The sequence below is a fragment of the Glutamicibacter sp. 0426 genome (genome assembly GCF_001906485.1).
GTDB lineage: Bacteria > Actinomycetota > Actinomycetes > Actinomycetales > Micrococcaceae > Glutamicibacter > Glutamicibacter nicotianae.
On the sequence record NZ_MPBI01000001.1, the window covers coordinates 837,258 to 858,212 of the forward strand.

The 20,955-nt window shown below is 65.3% G+C and carries 20 protein-coding genes; 18 read left to right on the forward strand and 2 right to left on the reverse strand.

What is annotated here, in order from left to right; all coding sequences use genetic code 11:
- The first annotated feature begins 34 nt into the window (after positions 1–34).
- From efp to BKX98_RS04055, 16 genes are all read left to right on the forward strand, one after another.
- Entirely contained in the window at positions 35–595 is a 561-nt protein-coding gene (efp, locus tag BKX98_RS03980; RefSeq protein ID WP_038991131.1) for an elongation factor P, read from the forward strand.
- Positions 595–1,005 (forward strand): transcription antitermination factor NusB, encoded by a 411-nt coding sequence (gene nusB, locus BKX98_RS03985; protein WP_038991129.1) that lies wholly within the window; start codon positions 595–597, stop codon positions 1,003–1,005. The genes efp and nusB overlap by 1 nt, the downstream gene beginning before the upstream one ends.
- A gap of 110 nt (positions 1,006–1,115) precedes the next feature.
- The gene (locus BKX98_RS03990; protein WP_073706206.1) at positions 1,116–1,673 is read left to right on the forward strand and encodes a DUF664 domain-containing protein; all 558 of its coding nucleotides are present in this window, start codon (positions 1,116–1,118) and stop codon (positions 1,671–1,673) included.
- Between the two features lie 267 nt (positions 1,674–1,940).
- Positions 1,941–2,510: a bifunctional pyr operon transcriptional regulator/uracil phosphoribosyltransferase PyrR gene (pyrR, locus tag BKX98_RS03995; RefSeq protein WP_198934341.1), complete on the forward strand. Its 570-nt coding sequence runs from the start codon at positions 1,941–1,943 to the stop codon at positions 2,508–2,510.
- Positions 2,507–3,469 carry an aspartate carbamoyltransferase catalytic subunit gene (locus BKX98_RS04000; RefSeq protein WP_038991125.1) on the forward strand — a complete coding sequence of 321 codons (963 nt, stop codon included), beginning with the start codon at positions 2,507–2,509 and terminating at the stop codon, positions 3,467–3,469. Before pyrR ends, BKX98_RS04000 begins: the two co-directional genes overlap by 4 nt.
- Before the next feature lie 11 nt (positions 3,470–3,480).
- Positions 3,481–4,785 (forward strand): dihydroorotase, encoded by a 1,305-nt coding sequence (locus BKX98_RS04005; protein ID WP_121866846.1) that lies wholly within the window; start codon positions 3,481–3,483, stop codon positions 4,783–4,785.
- On the forward strand, positions 4,778–5,284 hold the full coding sequence (locus tag BKX98_RS04010) for a hypothetical protein (RefSeq protein WP_083586605.1): 507 nt from the start codon (positions 4,778–4,780) through the stop codon (positions 5,282–5,284). The genes BKX98_RS04005 and BKX98_RS04010 overlap by 8 nt, the downstream gene beginning before the upstream one ends.
- Complete coding sequence (gene carA, locus BKX98_RS04015) at positions 5,285–6,454, forward strand: glutamine-hydrolyzing carbamoyl-phosphate synthase small subunit (RefSeq protein WP_066138470.1); 1,170 nt, start codon at positions 5,285–5,287, stop codon at positions 6,452–6,454.
- Entirely contained in the window at positions 6,454–9,732 is a 3,279-nt protein-coding gene (gene carB / locus BKX98_RS04020; protein ID WP_073706209.1) for a carbamoyl-phosphate synthase large subunit, read from the forward strand. Before carA ends, carB begins: the two co-directional genes overlap by 1 nt.
- Positions 9,725–10,567 carry an orotidine-5'-phosphate decarboxylase gene (gene pyrF / locus BKX98_RS04025; protein WP_073706210.1) on the forward strand — a complete coding sequence of 281 codons (843 nt, stop codon included), beginning with the start codon at positions 9,725–9,727 and terminating at the stop codon, positions 10,565–10,567. Before carB ends, pyrF begins: the two co-directional genes overlap by 8 nt.
- A 147-nt stretch (positions 10,568–10,714) precedes the next feature.
- On the forward strand, positions 10,715–11,050 hold the full coding sequence (mihF, locus tag BKX98_RS04030; RefSeq protein WP_013349055.1) for an integration host factor, actinobacterial type: 336 nt from the start codon (positions 10,715–10,717) through the stop codon (positions 11,048–11,050).
- 3 nt (positions 11,051–11,053) lie between these two features.
- Positions 11,054–11,620: a guanylate kinase gene (gene gmk, locus BKX98_RS04035; RefSeq protein ID WP_038991117.1), complete on the forward strand. Its 567-nt coding sequence runs from the start codon at positions 11,054–11,056 to the stop codon at positions 11,618–11,620.
- Between the two features lie 8 nt (positions 11,621–11,628).
- Positions 11,629–11,889: a DNA-directed RNA polymerase subunit omega gene (rpoZ, locus tag BKX98_RS04040; RefSeq protein ID WP_038991115.1), complete on the forward strand. Its 261-nt coding sequence runs from the start codon at positions 11,629–11,631 to the stop codon at positions 11,887–11,889.
- A 96-nt stretch (positions 11,890–11,985) separates the two neighbouring features.
- Complete coding sequence (gene coaBC, locus BKX98_RS04045; RefSeq protein ID WP_038991114.1) at positions 11,986–13,212, forward strand: bifunctional phosphopantothenoylcysteine decarboxylase/phosphopantothenate--cysteine ligase CoaBC; 1,227 nt, start codon at positions 11,986–11,988, stop codon at positions 13,210–13,212.
- 76 nt (positions 13,213–13,288) lie between these two features.
- Entirely contained in the window at positions 13,289–14,494 is a 1,206-nt protein-coding gene (gene metK / locus BKX98_RS04050; protein WP_038991113.1) for a methionine adenosyltransferase, read from the forward strand.
- Positions 14,495–14,499: 5 nt separating this feature from the next.
- Positions 14,500–16,461 (forward strand): primosomal protein PriA, encoded by a 1,962-nt coding sequence (locus BKX98_RS04055; RefSeq protein WP_073706211.1) that lies wholly within the window; start codon positions 14,500–14,502, stop codon positions 16,459–16,461.
- A gap of 15 nt (positions 16,462–16,476) precedes the next feature.
- On the opposite strand, the gene BKX98_RS04060 is transcribed toward BKX98_RS04055, so the two are convergent.
- Entirely contained in the window at positions 16,477–17,352 is an 876-nt protein-coding gene (locus BKX98_RS04060; protein WP_073706212.1) for an alpha/beta fold hydrolase, read from the reverse strand.
- A gap of 10 nt (positions 17,353–17,362) precedes the next feature.
- Entirely contained in the window at positions 17,363–18,370 is a 1,008-nt protein-coding gene (locus BKX98_RS04065) for a sugar-binding transcriptional regulator (protein WP_073706213.1), read from the reverse strand.
- A gap of 106 nt (positions 18,371–18,476) precedes the next feature.
- Here BKX98_RS04065 and BKX98_RS04070 point away from each other — a divergent pair, with 106 nt between their 5' ends.
- Complete coding sequence (locus BKX98_RS04070) at positions 18,477–20,156, forward strand: glycerol-3-phosphate dehydrogenase/oxidase (RefSeq protein WP_083586606.1); 1,680 nt, start codon at positions 18,477–18,479, stop codon at positions 20,154–20,156.
- A gap of 59 nt (positions 20,157–20,215) precedes the next feature.
- Positions 20,216–20,944 (forward strand): MIP/aquaporin family protein, encoded by a 729-nt coding sequence (locus tag BKX98_RS04075; RefSeq protein ID WP_038991305.1) that lies wholly within the window; start codon positions 20,216–20,218, stop codon positions 20,942–20,944.
- Positions 20,945–20,955 lie beyond the last annotated feature (11 nt).

Below are 20,955 nucleotides of genomic sequence, written 5' to 3' on the forward strand. Positions count from 1 at the left end.
GCTGCAGCTGGCGAAAATAGAGGATTGAGGAAACGTGGCGGATACAACTGACATCAAGAATGGACAGGTCATCAAGATCGATGGCCAGCTCTGGACCATCATCGACTTCCAGCACGTCAAGCCAGGCAAGGGCGGCGCATTCGTGCGCACCAAGATGCGCAACGTCATCTCCGGCAAGGTCCTGGACAAGACCTACAACGCAGGCACCAAGATCGAACTGGCCACCGTTGACCGCCGCGATTACCAGTACCTCTACCAGGATGGCGAAGACTACGTCTTCATGAACCTGGAAGACTACGACCAGCTCACCGTTCCCGGCGCCACCGTTGGCGATGCCGCCGGCTTCCTGCTGGAGAACCAGAACCTGACCATCGCCATGTACGACGGCAGCCCGCTGTACCTGGAACTGCCGGCATCGGTCGTCCTGGAAATCACCTACACCGAGCCGGGCCTGCAGGGCGACCGCTCCTCGGCTGGCACCAAGCCGGCAACCCTGGAAACCGGCAAGGAAATCCAGGTGCCGCTGTTCGTCGAGCAGAACACCAAGGTGAAGGTTGACACCCGCACCGGCGATTACCTGGGTCGTGTCAACTAGTGAGAGCCCGCGCCAAAGCCCGCCGCCGAGCCCTTGAGTTCCTGTTCGAAGCCGAGGCCCGCGATGCAGATCCGCTGGCCGTAGCCATCGCACGACGGGAAAACTCGGACATCGTACTCAACGAGTACTCGCTGGCGATCATCGAAGGCGTGACCGCCCACCTGGCCCGCATTGACGAAGTTCTCGAAAGCTACGTCAAGGACTGGACCATCGAGCGCATGCCAGCTGTTGACCGCAGCGCACTGCGCATCGGCGTGTGGGAGCTGCTGTACAACGATGACGTTCCCGACGCTGTCGCTGTGGCCGAAGCCGTGGTGAACGTGCGGGAATTGTCCACCGATGAATCGCCGGAGTTCGTCAATGGCGTTTTGGGCCGCATCCAGAGTGTCAAGGACACCCTGGTCGACTAATTCGATCCTCACGTTTCCGAGCCCGGGCCGGAACCCTTTTGCGGGGTTCCGGCCCGGGCTTTTTTGCGCAGCCATTGCCCGCGGGGCGTGCAACGGCGAGGCTAGGGTGCATGAACCAGAAGCCCGAACGCTGGAGCAAATCGGTGATCATGCCGGACATGTGGCTTGATCCCGACCGGGATCCGCGGGAAGCAGGGGACGACCCGGTAGGGGAGCGGGCCACCTGCGAACGCTACCTGCGCGACTACCGGCTCACCATCGAACTCAAATGCCAGGGCCTGGACGCGGCCCAGATGGCCTCGCGCCCGGTCCCGCCCTCCACGCTCAGCCTGCTGGGCCTGCTGCGCCATCTCGGCGAAGTCGAGCGGGACTGGCGCAACTGGATCACCGCGGGCGAGCCTGCCGGCAGGATCTACTGCCCGGCGGGATCCGACTTCGAAACGGTGCGCCCGGATCCCGCCCAGGTATCCCAGGCGCTGCGCATCCTGCATGAAGAGCAAGACGCCACCGACCGCCTGCTGGCCGGCTTCGAAGACCTCGGCCAGCGCGCAGGACGCGAGCAGGTGGTCATCCGCGACCTGATGGTTCACCGCATCGAGGAGTACGCCAGGCACAGCGGGCATGCAGACCTGCTGCGCGAATGCTTCGACGGACGGGTGGGCCAATAGCGCAGCACACTTCCAACGGTCCTGGCCGCTTAGTGCGTGTGTCGATCGCAACACCTGCCGTGCCTGCGGCAGAGTCGGTTCACGGGATCTGCGTGATTCTGCCTCTCGGCGAGAACCGCCAGCTGCATCCTTGTGACCGATTCCACGCCCTATTCAGTGTCATGCATAGGTTTCCGCTAGGGAATCGCCTCGCGCTCGTGATAATTTGAGTTAGCAATATTCCTTTAAATCCCGTCCCGTGAGGCGGAGAAGGGAGAGATGCACAGCATGGATGAGAATCCAGTGCCAGATGCCGCGCGCACGGTATTAACCGGCGACGACATCGAACGTGTACTCACTCGCGTAGCCTACGAAATCATCGAGGCCAACAAGGGCACCGACGACCTGGTCCTCCTTGGCATTCCCAGCCGCGGATTCCCGCTGGCCCAGCGCCTGGCAACCCGCATCGCAGCCACCGCCGACGGCAATCTCGACCCGGCATCGCTGGTCGGCCAGCTCGACATCACCATGTACCGCGACGATCTGCGCCACTCCACCACCCGCACCCCGGCGCCAACGCGCCTTCCAGCAGGCGGCATCGAGGGCAAGGTTGTCGTCCTGGTCGACGACGTGCTCTATTCAGGTCGCACCATCCGCGCCGCCCTGGACGCACTGGCCGACTGGGGGCGCCCGCGCATCGTGCGCCTGGCCGTGCTGGTTGACCGCGGGCATCGCGAACTGCCGATCCGCGCCGATCATGTGGGCAAGAACCTGCCGACCGCGAAGAGCGAAAAGGTGCGCGTGCACCTGGCAGAAATCGATGGCACCAACGAAGTAGTGATCGAGGGCGCCGCATGAAGCACCTGCTCTCCACCGCGGATCTGACCCGCGACGAAGCCATCGCCATCCTGGATATCGCCGAAGAGATGCGTGAATCGGGAACCCGCCAGATCAAGAAGCTGCCGGCCCTGCGCGGGCGCACCGTGGTGAATCTGTTCTTCGAGGACTCCACCCGCACCCGGATTTCCTTCGAGGCCGCCGCCAAGCGCCTGAGCGCCGACGTCATCAACTTCTCGGCCAAGGGATCGAGCGTATCCAAGGGCGAGTCGCTGAAGGACACCGCGCAGACCCTGCTGGCCATCGGCGCCGACGCGGTGGTCATCCGCCACCCGGATTCCGGTGCCCCGGCCCGGCTGGCGGCCACCGACTGGATCGGGCTGCCGATCGTCAACGCCGGCGACGGCACGCATGAGCACCCCACCCAGGCGCTGCTCGACGCCTTCACCCTGCGCCGCCAGGTGGCGCTGCGCGAGGGCACCAGCCCGGCAGGCCGCGGCCTGGACGGGCTGAAGGTCGCGATCGTCGGCGACATCCTGCACAGCCGTGTCGCCCGCTCCAACCTGTGGCTGCTGAACACCCTCGGTGCCGAAGTCACGATGGTCGCCCCTCCGACCCTGCTGCCGGTCGGCGCCGGATCCTGGCCGTGCACCATCAGCTACGACCTGGACGAGGTGATCGCCAAGGGCGTCGACGCGCTGATGATGCTGCGCGTGCAGGGTGAGCGGATGAATGCCGCCTACTTCCCGAACCCCCGCGAATACTCGCGCTACTGGGGACTGGACGATGCGCGTCTGGCGGAATTGGACGCTTCGGGCGCCGAAACCCTGATCATGCACCCGGGTCCGATGAACCGCGGCCTGGAGATCTCCTCGGCCGCCGCGGACTCGCCGCGCTCCACCGTGCTCGACCAGGTCACCAATGGCGTGGCCGTGCGCATGGCCAGCCTCTACATGCTCCTCTCCGGCGACCTGATCTGAAGGAAGAAACCATGAACTACTTGATCAAGCAGGCCTCCATCCTCGGCGGCGAACCTGCCGACGTGCTGATCGCCGACGGCAAGATCGCCCAGCTAGGCACCATCGCCGACGCCGGCGACGCGCAGGTGATCGATGCGACGGACCTGGTGCTGCTGCCGGGCCTGGTCGACACCCACACCCACCTGCGCGAACCGGGCCGCGAAGACGCCGAAACCGTGGAAACCGGTTCGCAGGCAGCCGCCCGCGGCGGCTACACCGCCGTGCACGCGATGGCCAACTCCACCCCGGTGGCCGACACCGCCGGCGTCGTCGAGCAGGTCTACGAATTGGGCCGCAAGGCCGGCTGGGTGGATGTCCGCCCGGTCGGTGCGGTCACCGTCGGCCTGGCCGGCAAGCAGCTGAGCGAAATCGGCGCGATGGCCGATTCCCGTGCCGCGGTGAAGATGTTCTCCGACGACGGCATCTGCGTCTTCGACCCGCTGCTGATGCGCCGCGCCCTGGAATACGTGAAGGCCTTCGACGGGGTCATCGCCCAGCACGCCCAGGAACCGCGGCTGACCGAAGGCGCCCAGATGAACGAGGGCGAAGTCTCCTCGATCCTGGGCATGCCCGGCTGGCCTGCGGTCGCCGAGGAATCGATCATCGCCCGCGATGTGCTGCTGGCCGAGCATGTCGGCGCGCGGCTGCACATCTGCCATGTGTCCACTGCCGGCTCGGTGGAGATCATCCGCTGGGCCAAGGCCCGCGGCATCCAGGTCACCGCGGAGGTCACCCCGCACCACCTGCTGCTCACCGACGAGAAAGTCCGCACCTACGACCCGGTGTTCAAGGTCAACCCGCCGCTGCGCCGCGAGGAAGACGTGATGGCGCTGCGCGCCGGCGTCGCCGACGGCACCATCGACGTGATCGGCACCGACCACGCCCCTCACCCGTCCGAAGCCAAGGACTGCGAGTGGGGCGCGGCGGCCATGGGCATGACTGGGCTGGAGACCGCGCTGTCGATCGTGCAGCACACGCTGGTCGACACCGGCTTGATGGGTTGGGCTGACGTCGCGCGCATCACCTCCGAGGTGCCCGCGCAGATCGGCCGCGTCGCCGACCAGGGCCGCCCGATCGCCGTGGGCGAGCCGGCCAACCTCACCCTGGTGGATCCGGCAGCCCGCTGGATCGTCGACCCGGCAGCCATGGCCACCAAGGGCCGCAACTCGCCGTTCGCCGGCATGGAGCTGCCCGGATCGGTGCGCGCCACCTTCTTCCACGGGCACGCCACCGTGCTCGATGGCCAGCTGGCAACCCCGAGGTCGATCAATGCCTGAGGGAGCACTTCAGCCGCTCATCTGGACGATCGTCGCGGTCGTCGCTGCCGTGACGCTGATCCTGCTGGGCTGGCGCAACCTCAAGGCCCGGCAATCGGCGATTCCCGAGCCGTATGAGGAGTTCGCCGACCAGGTGGAGCACAGCTTCGAGGGCATGTACGTGGTCACCACGAAATTCGACGACTGGCTGGACCGCATTGCCGTGCATGAGCTCGGCGTGCGCACCAACGCCACCTTGGAACTGGGCAGCGAAGGCGTGCACCTGATCCGTTCCGGAGCGCGCGACGTGCACATCCCGTGGGAGCGCTACGAACAGGTCAAGCGCAGCAGCGGGATGATCGGCAAGGTCGTGGAGAAGAACGGCCTGATCGTCATCACCTGGAACAAGGATGGCTTCACCTTCGACACCGGATTCCGTCCCCGCTACCACGAGGACACCCCCAAGATTTATCAGTTGCTGGCGTCGCACGACGACGTAAGCCGAGCAGGAGACAAATAAGTGAATTCCCTGAGCAACCTACCAGCCGTGTTGGTACTCGAAGATGGCCGCATCTTCCGCGGACGCAGCTATGGCGCCGTGGGCACCACCCTGGGTGAAGCAGTCTTCACCACCGGCATGACCGGCTACCAGGAAACCCTGACTGACCCGTCCTACGCGCACCAGATCATCGTGCAGACCTTCCCGCACATCGGCAACACCGGCGTGAACTCCGAGGATCCGGAATCCACCCGCATGTGGGCCGCCGGCTACGTGGTCCGCGACGCCGCCCGCCGTCCAAGCAACTGGCGCAGCGAGCGCACCCTGGACGAGGACCTGGTCGAGTACGGCATCGTCGGCATCCAGGGCGTGGACACCCGCGCGCTGACCCGGCACCTGCGCGACGCCGGCGCCATGAAGTCCGGCATTTTCTCCGGCGATGACGCCGCGAAGTCCGACGCCGAACTGGTGGAACTGGTCAAGGCGCAGCCGTCGATGGCCGGGCGCAACATCTCCGCCGAGGTCTCGGTTGACACCGCCTACATCGTCGAGCCGGCCGACCACGGCTACACCGGCGAGCCCAAGCGCACCGTCGCCGCCATCGACCTGGGCATGAAGTCGATGACCCCGCACCGCCTGGCCGAGCGCGGCCTGCGCGTGCACGTGCTGCCGTACAACGCCACCCTTGAGGACATCAAGGCCACCGGCGCCGAAGGCGTCTTCTTCTCCAACGGCCCGGGCGACCCCGCCACCGCCACCGCGCAGGTGGAACTGGTGCGCTCGGTGCTCGATGCCGGCATGCCGTACTTCGGCATCTGCTTCGGCAACCAGATCCTGGGCCGCGCGCTGGGCTTCGACACCTACAAGCTGCGCTTCGGCCACCGCGGCATCAACCAGCCGGTGATGGACAAGGCCACCGGCCGCGTGGAAATCACCAGCCAGAACCACGGCTTCGCCGTCGACGCGCCGATCGAAGGCACCGTCACCGCGCCGGTCGAGCGCTTCGGCAAGGTCGAGGTCTCGCACTACTCGCTGAACGACCACGTGGTCGAGGGCCTGTCCTGCCTGGACATCCCGGCCTTCTCCGTGCAGTACCACCCAGAGGCCGCATCCGGCCCCCACGATGCCGCCTACCTCTTTGACCGCTTCATGACCGCGTTGGATTCCGCCGCAGAAAAGGACAGCAAGTAATGCCTAAGCGCACCGATCTGAAATCAGTTCTCGTCATCGGTTCGGGTCCGATCGTCATCGGCCAGGCCGCCGAGTTCGACTACTCCGGCACCCAGGCCCTGCGCGTGCTGAAGGAGGAGGGCCTGCGGGTCATCCTGGTCAACTCCAACCCGGCCACCATCATGACCGACCCGGAATTCGCCGACGCCACCTACGTCGAGCCGATCACCCCCGAGGTCGTCGAGAAGATCATCGCCAAGGAACGCCCGGATGCGATCCTGCCGACCCTGGGCGGGCAGACCGCGCTGAACACCGCGATCGCGCTGGACAAGTCCGGCGCCCTCCAGAAGTACGACGTCGAGCTGATCGGCGCGAACATCGAAGCCATCGAGCTGGGCGAGGACCGCGAGAAGTTCAAGGGCGTCGTCGAGCGCTGCGGCGCCGAATCGGCCCGCTCGGTCATCGTGCACACCCTGGACGAGGCCTTTGCCGCCGTCGAGGAGCTGAACTACCCGGTAGTCGTGCGCCCGTCGTTCACCATGGGCGGCCTGGGTTCGGGCATGGCCTACAACCCGGAGGACCTGCGCCGCATCGCCGGCGCCGGCCTGCAGTATTCGCCAACCACCGAGGTGCTCCTTGAGGAGTCTATCCTGGGCTGGAAGGAGTACGAGCTGGAGATGATGCGCGACAAGAACGACAACGTCGTGGTCGTGTGCTCCATCGAGAACTTCGATCCGGTCGGCGTGCACACCGGCGACTCGATCACCGTCGCCCCGGCGATGACCCTGACCGACCGCGAATACCAGAAGCTGCGCGACATCTCCATCGCGGTCATCCGCGAAGTCGGCGTGGACACCGGCGGCTGCAACATCCAGTTCGCCATCGACCCGGCCACCGGCCGCGTCGTGGTCATCGAGATGAACCCGCGCGTTTCGCGTTCCTCCGCGCTGGCCTCCAAGGCCACCGGCTTCGCGATCGCGAAGATCGCCACCAAGCTGGCCGTGGGCTACACCCTGGACGAGATCCCGAACGACATCACCCAGAAGACCCCGGCTTCCTTCGAGCCGGCCCTGGACTACGTGGTCGTGAAGGTCCCGCGCTTCGCCTTCGAGAAGTTCCCGGCCGCGGACAAGACCCTGACCACCACCATGAAGTCGGTCGGCGAAGCGATGGCCCTGGGCCGCAACTTCACCGAAGCGCTGCAGAAGGCGCTGCGCTCCCTGGAGCAGAAGGGCTCCGAGCTGTCCTTCGAGCCGATCCCGGAAGCCGAGCACGAAGCAGTGCTGGCCTCGATCGTGAAGGGCTCGACCGAACGCCTCTCGCTGGTCCAGCGCCTGCTGTTCTCCGGCGTGTCCATCGAGAAGCTGTTCGAGACCACCGCGATCGACCCGTGGTACCTGGACCAGCTGCAGCTGATCAACGAGGTCGCGCAGCTGGTGGCCGCGAACAAGCACCTGCCCGAGCACGTGCTGCGCGAAGCCAAGCGCCACGGCTTCTCCGATGCGCAGCTGGCCCAGCTCACCGGCAAGTCCGAGTCGGTGATCCGCGGCATCCGCCACGCGCTGGGCGTGCGCCCGGTCTACAAGACCGTTGACACCTGCGCCGCCGAGTTCGAGGCCTTCACCCCGTACATGTACTCCTCGTACGACGAGGAGACCGAGGTGGCGGCCCACGAGAAGAAGTCGGTCATCATCCTCGGCTCGGGTCCGAACCGCATCGGCCAGGGCATCGAGTTCGACTACTCCTGCGTGCACGCAGTGATGGCGCTGCGCGCCGAGGGCTACGAGACCGTGATGGTCAACTGCAACCCGGAGACTGTCTCCACCGACTACGACATCTCCGACCGCCTCTACTTCGAGCCGCTGACCCTGGAAGACGTGCTCGAGGTCATCCACGCCGAAGAGGAAACCGGCGGCGTGCTGGGCGTATTCGTCCAGCTCGGCGGCCAGACCCCGCTGAAGCTCGCCGCCGAGCTGAAGGCCGCCGGCGTGCCGATCCTGGGCACCTCGCCGGAAGCCATCGACCTGGCCGAGCACCGCGGCGCCTTCCAGCAGGTGCTGGACAACGCCGGGCTCGTCGCGCCGAAGAACGGCACCGCCGTGTCCTTCGCCGAGGCCAAGTCCATCGCCGACTCCATCGGCTACCCGGTGCTGGTCCGGCCGTCCTACGTGCTGGGCGGCCGCGGCATGGAGATCGTGTACGACGAGGCCAACCTCGAGCGCTACATCGCCAACGCCACCGAGATCACCGTGGACCACCCGGTCCTGGTCGACCGCTTCCTGGAAGACGCGATCGAGATTGACGTCGACGCCCTGTTCGACGGCACCGACCTGTACGTCGGCGGCATCATGGAGCACATCGAGGAAGCCGGCATCCACTCGGGCGACTCGGCCTGCACCCTGCCTCCGATCACCCTGGGCCCTGACGTGCGCGAGCGCGTGAAGCAGGCCACCCGGGCGATCGCCGAAGGCGTGGGCGTGCGCGGCCTGATCAACATCCAGTTCGCGCTGGCCAGCGACATCCTGTACGTGATCGAGGCGAACCCGCGTGCTTCGCGCACCGTGCCGTTCACCTCGAAGGCCACCGGCGTGCAGCTGTCCAAGGTCGCCGCGCTGATCGGCGTCGGCAAGACCCTGGCCGAGCTGCGCGGCAGCTACCTGCCGGCCACCGGCGACGGCGCGCACCTGCCGGAAGCCGCGGCCATCGCCGTGAAGGAAGCGGTCATGCCGTTCGCCCGCTTCCGCACCCCGGAAGGCAAGGTCGTCGACTCGCTGCTCGGCCCTGAAATGCGCTCCACCGGCGAGGTCATGGGCTTCGACAAGTACTTCGACACCGCCTTCGCCAAGTCGCAGGCCGCGGCGAACAACCCGCTGCCCACCGCCGGCAAGGTCTTCGTCTCGGTCACCAACCGCGACAAGCGCTCGATCGTGATGCCGGTCAAGCACCTGTCCGACAACGGCTTCGAGATCATCTCCACCGGCGGCACCGCCGAGGTGCTGCGCCGCAACGGCATCCCGACCCAGGTGGTGGGCAAGCTGCACGAAGGCGGGGAGTCCATCGTCGACCTGATCGTGGCCGGCCAGATCGGCCTGATCCTGAACACCCCGTCGGGTTCGGATGCGCGTGGCGACGGCTACGAGATCCGCGCCGCCGCGACCTCGGTCGGCACCCCGGTGATCACCACCGTTGCGGAATTCAACGCCTCCGTCCAGGCAATCGATGCCCTGCGCGAGTACGAGTGGGATGTCACCAGCTTGCAGGTGCACGACGCCAACCTGAACGCGGCACGCAATGCCTGAGCCGATTCCATTCGGCCAGCGGCTTCGTTCGGCCATGCAGGCTTCCGGCCCGCTGTGCGTGGGGATTGATCCGCACCCGGCGCTGCTGGAAGCCTGGGGGCTGGAGAATACCGCCGATGGCGTGCGATCTTTCTCACTGGCAGTCGTGGAAGCGATGGCCGGTGCGGCGGCAATCCTCAAGCCCCAGGTCGCCCTGTACGAGCGCTTCGGGTCCAAGGGATTTGCCGCGCTGGAGGACACCTTGAGCGCCGCGAAGGCCGCCGGGCTGCTCACGCTGGCCGACGCCAAGCGCGGGGATATCGGTTCGACCATGGCCGCGTACGCGACCGCATGGCTCGATGACGCTTCCCCGCTGGCCTCAGACGCGGTGACCTTAAGCCCATACCTGGGCTACGAGTCGCTGCGACCGGCACTGGATTTGGCTGCTGCCACCGGCCGGGGAGTGTTCGTTCTCGGACTGACTTCCAACCCGGAGGGGCCGTCGGTGCAGCATGTCGGCGGAGAAAACTCTGTTGCTAAAACGATTATTGACCAAGTCACTGCGGAAAATTCAGGTGCAGAAGATTTAGGTCATGTCGGTTTGGTCGTCGGCGCCACCATCGGCGATGCGCCGGCCAAGCTCGGAATCGATCTAGCGACCTCCAAGGCTCCGCTGCTCACACCGGGACTTGGCGCGCAAGGCGCCACGGCAGCTGATATTGCCAAGTCATTCGCCTCCAGCTACGGCCAAGTGCTGGGCACGAGCAGCCGGGACATCCTCAAAGCGGGGCCGGACAAGACCGCGCTCCGCGACAAGGCCCTGAGGGTCCGGGACGAATTGCTGGCAGCTAGCTAGCAAAAAATTCGAATAAGTGGCATAGGCGCGTTGTGGCTATTAGAGTTTCTAGTAGCCACAACGCGTTTAGTCTTGCAAAAGCAGCGTTACCTCGCTATGTTTCTCAACATAAGCCTTAGTCCACTACAACTGAAGGATGGCTGAACGATGGTACTGCGAGAACTCTCTGACGAAGATCGTATCCGGGCCCGCGCCAAGGCACTCGCCGCACGCACTCGTCGTGCAGAAATCAAGGCGGAGTTCAGTGCCGGAAAAATTTCCATCACCGAGGTACTAGACTTGGTATACGAAGATGAAGCCGTGGGACGCATGCGTGTCATGGACCTTCTGGAATCGGTACCGGGCGTAGGTGAAGTACGCGCGGCAAACTTGCTGGAGCGACTTGGCATTTCCCCATCACGCCGTCTGCGCGGACTGGGACGCAAGCAGCGCACCGCAATCACCGAGCACTTCAAGCAAAGCCCGCCAAAAACGAAAGTGTAGTCAATGACCGCAGCGTCGGTAACTGTTCTAGCCGGCCCCACGGCAGTAGGCAAGGGCACCGTCTCTACCTACATCCGCGATAACTATCCAGATGTCTGGCTCTCGGTGTCGGCAACGACCCGCAACGCCCGGCCGGGGGAGCAGGATGGAGTCCACTACTTCTTCGTGGGCCCCGAGCGCTTCCAAACCCTGGTTGAGGAAGGCCAGATGCTGGAATGGGCTGTCGTCCATGGCCAGAACAGCTACGGCACGATTCGCTCCACGGTTGAAAATGCAGTGGCACAGGGCAAGAAGGTCCTGCTGGAAATCGATCTGCAGGGTGCGCGCCAGGTCAAGGAGTCGATGCCCGAGGCAAAATTCGTCTTTCTCGCCCCGCCATCGTGGGACGAATTGGTGCGCCGGCTTGTGGGACGCGGCACTGAAACCGCCGAGGAACAGCAGCGCCGCCTGGAAACCGCTAAACTAGAACTTGCAGCGGAATCAGAATTCGACGTGACCATCGTCAACGACGATGTCGCACGTGCCGCCGAAGAGCTTGTAGCCCTCATGGGGCTAAAGAACGACAAATAGGGAGTCCTGTGTCCAACCCAGAGGGAATCATCAACCCATCGATCGACTCGTTGCTTGAGACCAACGACTCGAAGTACGCCATCGTGCTGAACTCGGCCAAGCGCGCACGCCAGATCAACGCCTACTACGCGCAGCTCAACGAAGGCCTGTTCGAGTACGTCGGCCCGCTGGTGGAAACCAAGCTGAACGAGAAGCCCCTGACCATCGCCTTGCGCGAGCTGGATGACAGCCTGCTGAAGGTCACTCCGGCCGAGGCCATCGAGGACTAATCGAAAAGTCGGCGCCCCGCAGCGGGCGCCTTCTTTTTCGTTAAGCCCCTTTTCCACCCACCTCATCACCGCACCGAATCCTCGAGGAAGTACTTCGTGAAGCGAATTGTCCTAGGCGTCTCGGCTGGCATCGCCGCCTACAAGTCCGTGCTCCTGCTGCGCTTGCTGCGCGAAGCCGGCCACCATGTCGATGTGATCCCCACCCAGAACGTCGCGAACTTCGTGGGCAATGCCACCTGGGAGGCCCTGTCCGGAAATCCGGTGACCTCGAATGTGTTCGAAGCGGTCGATACCGTCAACCACGTGCGCCTCGGCCAGCAGGCCGATCTGGTATTGATTGTTCCGGCTACCGCCGATGTGCTGGCCAAGGCCGCCGCAGGGCTGGCCGACGACCTGCTCACCGGCACCTTGCTGGCCACCCGGGCTCCGGTTGTGATGGCCCCGGCCATGCACACCGAAATGTGGCAGCACCCGGCCACCGTCGCGAACGTGCAGACCCTGCGCGATCGCGGCGTGCGGGTGATCGAACCTGCCTCGGGGCGGCTTACCGGAAAGGATTCGGGACCGGGCCGGCTTCCGGAACCAGATGAGATCTTCGCGGCAGTCCAGGACCTGCTCTCCGAGCCGGTGCTCGCTGGTTCCAAGGTCCTGATCACCGCCGGGGGCACCCGCGAACCGCTGGACCCGGTGCGCTTCTTGGGCAACCGCTCCTCGGGCCGCCAGGGTGTCGCGCTGGCGCAGGCCGCCCGTGATGCCGGGGCCGAGGTCACGCTGATCGCCACCCATCTGGAAGTTCCCGCGCCGCATGGCGTGAAGCTGGTGCACGCTTCAAGCGCGCTGGAGCTGCGCGAGGCGGTCTTCGAGAACGCTCCGGGCCAGGACGTGCTGATCATGAACGCGGCGGTCGCCGATTTCCGTCCGGCACGCATCGAGAACTCGAAGATCAAGAAGCGCGACGAGCATTCGGCACCGGTCATCGAGTTGGTGCGCAACCCGGATATCCTCGCCGAACTGGTTTCCGCCCGCAGCCAGAACCCGGACCTGCCGGAGTTCATCGTCGGCTTTGCCGCCGAGACCGGCGACGAGCAGGGCAGCGTGCTCGAGTACGGGCAGGCCAAGCTGGAGCGCAAGGGCTGCGAAATGCTCGTGGTCAATGAGGTGGGCGCGACGCTGACCTTCGGGCAGGAAACCAACAGCATCCACGTCCTCTTCGCCGATCACGCCGAAGCGGTGCAAGCCTCGGGCAGCAAGCTGGAGGTGGCCCGCGTGGTCATCGAGCAGATTTCGAATGCCACAAAAAGTCATGCAGCTGTAACAAAGTGAGCCGCGCCATGTGGTGCTTGTTCACGAAATGTCCTAGTTCTGCTTACCGGTCCCAGAGACCAGATAGAGTTATACGGTGACTTCAACAACCCCTGAACTTCGTCTTTTCACCTCGGAATCCGTGACCGAGGGCCACCCCGACAAGATCTGCGACCAGATCTCGGACGCGATCCTCGACGCCATGCTGGCCCAGGATCCGGACTCGAAGGTCGCCGTCGAGACGCTGACCACCACCGGCCTGGTGCACGTGGCCGGCGAGGTGACCACCAACGGCTATGTGGAGATCCCTGAGATCGTCCGCAAGACCATTTTGGACATCGGCTACGACTCCTCGGCCAACGGCTTCGACGGGGCGCGCTGCGGCGTGTCCGTGTCCATCGGCCAGCAGTCCCAGGAAATCCACGACGGCGTCTTCAACTCGCTGGAGTCCCGCGAAGGCACCGCCAAGGACCCGCGCGACATGCAGGGCGCCGGCGACCAAGGCCTGATGTTCGGCTATGCCTCGGATGAAACCGATTCGCTGATGCCTACCTCGATCTTCCTGGCGCACCGCCTGTCCGAACGCCTGACCCAGGTCCGAAAGAACGGCCGCATGCCGCTGCTGCGCCCGGACGGCAAGACCCAGGTCACCATCGGCTACGACGGCGACAAGCCGGTCTCCGTGGACACCGTGGTCGTCTCCAGCCAGCACGCCGCCGAATACGAGCTGGCCACGCTGAAGGCCGACCTGCACGAAGAGGTCGTCACCCCGATCCTGGAGCGTTCGGGCCTGGATACCTCGAACACGAAGATCATCCTGAATCCTTCGGGCCCGTTCATCATCGGCGGCCCCGTCGGCGATGCCGGGTTGACCGGACGCAAGATCATCGTCGATACCTACGGCGGCTTCGCCCGCCACGGCGGCGGCGCGTTCTCCGGCAAGGATCCATCGAAGGTCGACCGCTCCGCAGCCTACGCCATGCGCTGGGTGGCCAAGAATGTGGTCGCCGCCGGCCTGGCCCGCCGCGCCGAGGTCCAGGTGGCCTACGCGATCGGCGTGGCCCGTCCGGTGGGCCTGTACGTGGAGACCTTCGGCACCGAGACCGTTGACCCGGCGAAGATCACCAAGGCCATCAACGAGGTGTTCGACCTGCGTCCGCTGGGCATCATCGAGGACCTGGACCTCAAGCGCCCGATCTACCGCAAGACCGCTGCCCACGGCCATTTCGGCCGCGAGGACAACGACTTCACCTGGGAGAAGCTGGACCGCGTCGACGCCCTGCGCAGCTGGTTCAACGCCTAGCCACCGTGCAGCAAGACGCCCTGATCTCAGCACCCGAGCCGGCCCGCATCAAGCGGGTTGCCCGGGTGCTGATTGATTCTTCGGTCCCGCACCTGGACCGCTTCTTCGACTACGAGATCCCGCCCTCGATGACGGAGGATGCGGTGGCCGGAGTCCGCGTGAAGGTGCACTTCGGCCCCCAGCTGCTCTCCGGGTTCATCGTTGCCGTGCTTGAGGACTACGCCCCGGAAATGAAGCTGAGGCCGCTGGCCAAGCTGGTCAGCACCCAGGTGGCGCTGTACCCGGCGATCGTGGACGCCGCGCAGGAGGTCGCCACCCGCTACGCCGGCACCCTGTGGGATGTGGTGCGCCTGGCCGTGCCCGTCCGCGCCGCCAAGGTCGAAAAAGAGGAACTGGCCACCGTCGCCCCAAAGCTGCCCGAGACGCCGAACCAGCTGCTCCACTACGAGCATGGGGAGCAGGCACTGGCGGCCTGGGGCAGCGGCGAAACCCTGCGGGCAGTGGCCACCTGGGTGCCGAATTTCCACGGTGCCTGGCCCGGTTTCCTGATGGATGCCGCCCGTCCGGTGATCGAGCGCGGCCAGCGGGTGCTGCTGATCGTGCCCGATGCCCGCGACCTGCGCCTGCTGGGCAGCTACCTCGACGAGCACTTCGGGGCCGAATCCTATGCCCGGCTGCAGGCCGACGACGGGCCGACACCGCGCTACCGCAACTTCCTGCGCGCCATCGGCGGGCACGTGCAGATCGTCATCGGCACCCGCTCGGCGGCCTTGTGCCACGTGCCCGGGCTGGAACTGATGATCGTGTGGCAGGACGCGGACCACTCGCACCGCGAACAGCGCGCACCCTACCAGCACAGCCGCGAAGTGGCCTTGCTGCGCAGCGCGCAGGCAGGCATCTCCCTGCTGATCGCCGCGCCATCACGCTCGGTCGAAGCCCAGCGCCTGGTGGACACCGGCTGGGCCATCGAGCTGAAGATGCCGCGCGAGCTGCTGCGTGCGCACACGGCCCGCGTCGTGGCCACCACCAATGATTTCGAGCTGGAGCGCGACCCGGTGCTGGCTAGGGCCCGCATCCCGTCGCTGGCTTGGCGCGAAGCCACCAAGGCGCTGGAAACCGGTCCGGTGCTGGTGCAGGTGGCGCGCACCGGGTTCATGCCTGCCCTGGCCTGCCAGGATTGCCGGACCGCTGCGCGCTGCCCCGCCTGCCAGGGCCCGCTGCACATTGCCGGCAAGGGCTCGCATGTGGCCTGCCGCTGGTGCGGCGAGCAGTACCACGACTACCGCTGCGCGCACTGCGCCTCGCCGCGGATCCGGGCCGCCAGCATCGGCGCCGACCGCACCGCCGAAGAACTCGGCCTGGCCTTTCCCAAGGTCAGCGTTATTTCTTCCACCGGAGCAAAGCCGGTGGACAGGATCGGCGACAAGCCGGCGCTGGTCGTCGCAACCCCTGGGGTCGAACCGTTTGCCGAATCCGGGTACGCCGCGGTGCTGCTGCTCGATGCCGACAGGATGATGGCCCACGATTCGCTGCGCAACGCCGAGGAAGTCATCGCCCGATGGTTCACCGCCGCCTCCATGGCGCGGGCTGACGGAGTCGTGGTGCTGACCGGCAATCCGAGCCCTGCCGGGGCCGCGCTGGTGCGCTACGACCCGGCGAGCTTTGCCGAACGCGAATTGGCCGAGCGCCGCGAGGTGGGGCTGCCTCCGGCGGTGCGCAGCGCGGTCATTTCGGGCTTGGGAGCCGAACGGCTGGTCGCCAACCTGGATCCCGAGACCCGTGCGCGCGTGCAAATCCATGGTCCGACGGTGATTGACGGGCCGCCGGCCCAGCACCGCTACGTGCTCTTCTTCTCCTACGCCGACGGAACCGCGGTGACCACGGCGCTGCGCCACCTGCGCGCAACCATGTCCGCGGCCAAGGACCCGGTCGTGGCGATCGCCATCGACCCGGACGACGCGCTCTAGGAACGTGCCGCGGCGCTAGTGTCGGCCAGCTGCCAGCTGCTGCAGGAAGCGGTCGATGGCCTTCGCGGTTTCCGGGGCCTTTTCATAGTGGATCAGGTGCCCGACGTTCTCGAGCATCACCAGCTGCGCGTCGGCGAAGCTTGCCCGCAGCGTTTCCTGCGTCTGCGGGGTGCCCAATTCGTCTTCCCTGCCGGCGACCAGTAGCGTGGGCAGTCCCAGGGCAGGGGAGTAGTCCCCGACGGTCGAGCTGATCGACGCGCGGTAGGACTGGGCCAGGGTCGCGCGCGAATGGAAGCCGCCGAAATAGGCGCGGTGCTGCTCGCGCACGTAGGCCCGGATGTCCGGGTCCTTGCTCTTGGTCATCACCAGGCTCATCGCATCGCTGAACAGCCTGGATCGCAGCAGCGCTTCGCCGATGCCTGCCGGAATCCTGGCGCATGCCTCGTAGTAGCCGCTGGCCAGCTTGGACAGCAGCGCCTGGTCGGATTCCAAGGCAAGCTCCGAGATCGGATTCAGCAAGAGCAACGAGGCGAAGCTGCGCACGGTGGCCAGCTTGGCGGCCACGATCGATCCGAAGGAATGCCCCAGCAGGTGCACCGAAGGACCCAGCTGCAGTTCTTCGGCCAGCTGGTTGAGCACCGCCGCATACCCGTCGACATCGTGGTCCAGATCCAGCATCGACGTCGAGGAGCCGAAACCCGGCAGGTCGGGGACGACCACCGTGTAGTGCGGCAGATGCGAGACGATGCGCGCCAGCCCGTGGTGGTCGCCGCGGAATCCGTGCACCGCGTAGATCACGCCGCGCGAGGGCTTCTGGGCCGGGTGGGTGTAGACGCGGATTTCGGCGCCGTTGAAATGGTGGGTGGTCGCTAGCTGCTGTCGGGGGGCCATGGCTTTAACCCTACCCGTCCAGCAGCGCCAGGGCCGTGCCCTCGTCGATCACCAGATCGGTGATCAACCCGCCTTTAAGCGCACCGCGCACCGCCTGCAGCTTGCCGCGCCCTGCAACCACGCAGAACCGTGTCGGCACCTTGCGCAGTGCATCGAGGGCTGGCCCGGTGGAACGCGCATTGAGCGAAATATTCGAGCTGGTGCCGTTCTTGTCGAAGAACACCGTAGCCACGTCGCCGACCACACCGATCTCGTTCAGTTCCTGGGCTTCGTCTTTGGTCAAGTAGCCGCCGCGGTACACCTGCGAGACGACAGCGGAACCGGCCGAGCCCAGCGAGAACACCGCGAGGTTCATCTCCTTCTGCACCTGCAGCACCCGTTGGATCGACGTCTCCTGCCACATGGCTTCGCGGGTGGATGCCCGGTCGAAGAAGGCCGGGACCGGGAACTGCTCGGTGCGTGCGGTGAAGGCCTGGCCGAAACGCGTGAGGATGTCGCTGGCGTAGCGCACTCCGCTGGTTACCGGGTTTGCCGCACCATTGAGCTGCACGATTTTCGTGTCATGGGTGGGGTGCGAGCCCAGGGCCATGGACACCGCCTGCATCGTCGACCCCCATGCGACGCCCACGGTCATCGAGGAGGAGACCATGCCGCCGAGCAGATAGGCGGCGTGCGCAGCGACGCGGGAAAGCAATTCGGAGTCGTCCATGTTGCCGTCGGTGGGCACGACGTTGAAGCTTATCCCGTAGTGCTCGGAGAGCTGGTTGCCCAGCAGCGCCGACATGTTGGCGCTGGGCGAGATGCTGATCGAGACCATGCCGGTGCGCTTAGCGTGGGAGAGCAAGCGGGAGACCGTCGAACGCGAGGTTCCCAGCTCTTTGGCGATCGCTTCCATCTTCATGTCCTGCAGGTAGTACAGCTGGGCGGCGCGCAGCGCGTCCTTGGCCTTGGGAGTGCTGTGCACGGATGTGCCATTCGTTGCCCGCTTGTAGGTGCCCCGGGGGGAGGATTTCATCATGATTTAGACCACTTCTGCACGTTTGTGCATTTTGTTTGACCGCTTTGCCGTTCTGTAACAAGACTAGCTTCAGACTCATCCATTTATTACACAAGGGGCACAAATCGTGATTCGGGAACAGCTAGCCAAACTGCGTGAACGTTCGCAGGCGCAGGTTCTGGTTGTTGGCGGCGGCATCAACGGCGTCGCCACTTTCCGCTACCTAGCCATGCAGGGGATCGATGTCGCCCTGGTCGAGCGCGGCGATTACTGCCAGGGCGCCTCCGGTGCCAGCTCCCACATGATCCACGGCGGAATCCGCTACCTGGAGAACGGCGAGTTCCGCCTGGTCCACGAATCCGTGCAGGAACGCAACTCGCTGCTCCAGATCGCGCCGCACTACGTCAAGCCGCTGCAGACCACCATCCCCATTTTCTCCACGTTCTCCGGCATGCTCAGCGCGCCAATGCGCTTCTTGACCCACAAGTCGGGCAAGCCCACAGAGCGCGGCGCCGCGCTGATCAAAGCCGGCTTGATCATGTACGACGTGTTCGCCGGCATCGGCGGACGCAACACCCCATGGCACAACTTCAAGGCAGGCAAGGCTGCCCGCAAGGACCTGCCCGCGCTGCGCGATGACGTGAAGTACACCGCCACCTACTTCGACGCTTCGGTGCACAACCCGGAGCGCCTGACCCTGGACGTGCTTCAGGAAGGCCTGAGCGCCAACAGCGCTGCCCGCGCCAGCAACTACGTCGAACTGACAGGCGTCGACGGCGGCACCGCGAAGCTGCGCGATGTGCTCACCGGCGAAAGCTTCGACTTCGAGGCCGAGGTCATCATCAACGCCACCGGCGCGTGGGTGGATATGACCAATAAAGATCTGGGCCGCGAAACCAAGTGGACCGGCGGCACCAAGGGCTCGCACATCGTGCTCGACCACCCAGAGCTGCTGGCCGCCACCGGCGGGCGTGAAATCTTCTTCGAGCACGAAGACGGCCGCATCGTATTGATCTACCCTATGCTCGGCCGGGTGCTGGTAGGCACCACCGATCTCGAGCACGACATGAACGAGCCAGCGGTTTGCACCGATGAGGAAGTCGACTACTTCTTCGAGCTGGTGCACCATGTCTTCCCGGGCATCCGCGTGAGCGAAGAACAGATCGTCTACAAGTTCTCCGGCGTCCGCCCGCTGCCGAATCACGATGACACCGCACCGGGCTTCGTCTCCCGCGACTACCAGGTCAAGGAAACCCGCCTGACCGACAAGACCACGATGCTCTCGCTGATCGGCGGCAAATGGACCACCTTCCGTGCCCTGAGCGAGAACCTGGGCGGCAAAGCGCTTGAATTCCTGGGTGAGCGCGAGACCGCGAGCACCGTGGGCGTAGCTATCGGCGGAGGCAAGAACTTCCCGAAGAATGAGGGCGAGCTGGCCGCCTGGTTTGCGGCCCGCGAGCACCTGGCCGGACGCGAACGCCTGCGTGTGCTCCTGGAGCGCTACGGCACCGGCGCAGATGCAGTGCTCGAAGCGCTCGGCAGCAACGAAACCATGCTCGAGCACACCAACGAGCTGTCCTGCCAGGAACTGGCCTACATGGCCAAGCATGAGCAGGTGGGCCGCCTGATCGACGTCTTCATCCGACGCACCAACCTGGCCTTCCGCGGCCTGGTCACGAAGAATTTGGTGATCGAGGCAGCTAATTGCCTCGCTAACCCGATGGAATGGGATAAGTCCCAGATCCAAGCCGAGATCGACCATTCGCTCTCGGTCCTTGCAGATGCCCACGGTGTCACCCTGGTCTAAGCTGCATCTTGGCCGGCGGCAAGTCGCCGCCGGCAATCGAAACCACTAAGAGGTCAACGTTGTCCACTCACGTGTTTCTCGCCGAATTAGCCGGCACTTTCATACTCCTGCTCATGGGCGGCGGCGTCTGCGCCAACGTCGCCCTGAAAGGCACCCTCGGCAGCGCAGCGGGCTGGGTAGCCATCAGCTTCGGCTGGGGCTTTGCCGTCTACTGCGGCGTCTGGATCGCCGGAATTTCCGGAGCCCACCTGAACCCGGCAGTCACCCTCGGCCTGCTGGTCAACCCGGATGCCGCCGAATACGCCCCAGGGGTCGCCAAGACCTTCGCCAACACGATGCTGTATTTCCTGGCGCAGTTCATTGGCGCCTTCCTCGGTGCCGTGGGAACCTGGCTTGCCTACAAGAAGCATCTGGACGATCCGCAGAACGCGGGCCAGCAGCTGGGTGTCTTCTCCACCGGACCGGCCATCCGCTCCTATGGCTGGAACCTGGTCACGGAGATCTTCGGCACCTTTGTCCTGGTGTTCGTGATCGCCGGGTTGGGCCACACCCCGCATGAGCTCGGCCCGTTGGCCGTGGCCCTGCTGGTTGTCGCCATCGGCCTGTCCCTGGGCGGTGCCACCGGCTACGCCATCAACCCGTTCCGCGACCTGGGTCCACGCGTCGCCCACGCCATCCTGCCGATCAAGGGCAAGGGCTCTTCCGACTGGTCCTATTCGTGGGTTCCGTTGGTCGGTCCAGCTATCGGCGGTATCCTTGGCGGACTTGCCGCCGCGCCAATGTTCTAGAAAGAGAGCAG

Bases quoted from the DNA above. Each gene is read 5' to 3' on its own strand.
- BKX98_RS03990 (WP_073706206.1), top strand. From the start codon at position 1,116: ATGAACCAGAAGCCCGAACGCTGGAGCAAATCGGTGATCATGCCGGAC.
- pyrR (WP_198934341.1), top strand. From the start codon at position 1,941: ATGGATGAGAATCCAGTGCCAGATGCCGCGCGCACGGTATTAACCGGC.
- BKX98_RS04000 (WP_038991125.1), top strand. From the start codon at position 2,507: ATGAAGCACCTGCTCTCCACCGCGGATCTGACCCGCGACGAAGCCATC.
- BKX98_RS04005 (WP_121866846.1), top strand. From the start codon at position 3,481: ATGAACTACTTGATCAAGCAGGCCTCCATCCTCGGCGGCGAACCTGCC.
- BKX98_RS04010 (WP_083586605.1), top strand. From the start codon at position 4,778: ATGCCTGAGGGAGCACTTCAGCCGCTCATCTGGACGATCGTCGCGGTC.
- carB (WP_073706209.1), top strand. From the start codon at position 6,454: ATGCCTAAGCGCACCGATCTGAAATCAGTTCTCGTCATCGGTTCGGGT.
- pyrF (WP_073706210.1), top strand. From the start codon at position 9,725: ATGCCTGAGCCGATTCCATTCGGCCAGCGGCTTCGTTCGGCCATGCAG.
- mihF (WP_013349055.1), top strand. From the start codon at position 10,715: ATGGTACTGCGAGAACTCTCTGACGAAGATCGTATCCGGGCCCGCGCC.
- gmk (WP_038991117.1), top strand. From the start codon at position 11,054: ATGACCGCAGCGTCGGTAACTGTTCTAGCCGGCCCCACGGCAGTAGGC.
- BKX98_RS04060 (WP_073706212.1), bottom strand. From the start codon at position 17,352: ATGGCCCCCCGACAGCAGCTAGCGACCACCCACCATTTCAACGGCGCC.
- BKX98_RS04065 (WP_073706213.1), bottom strand. From the start codon at position 18,370: ATGATGAAATCCTCCCCCCGGGGCACCTACAAGCGGGCAACGAATGGC.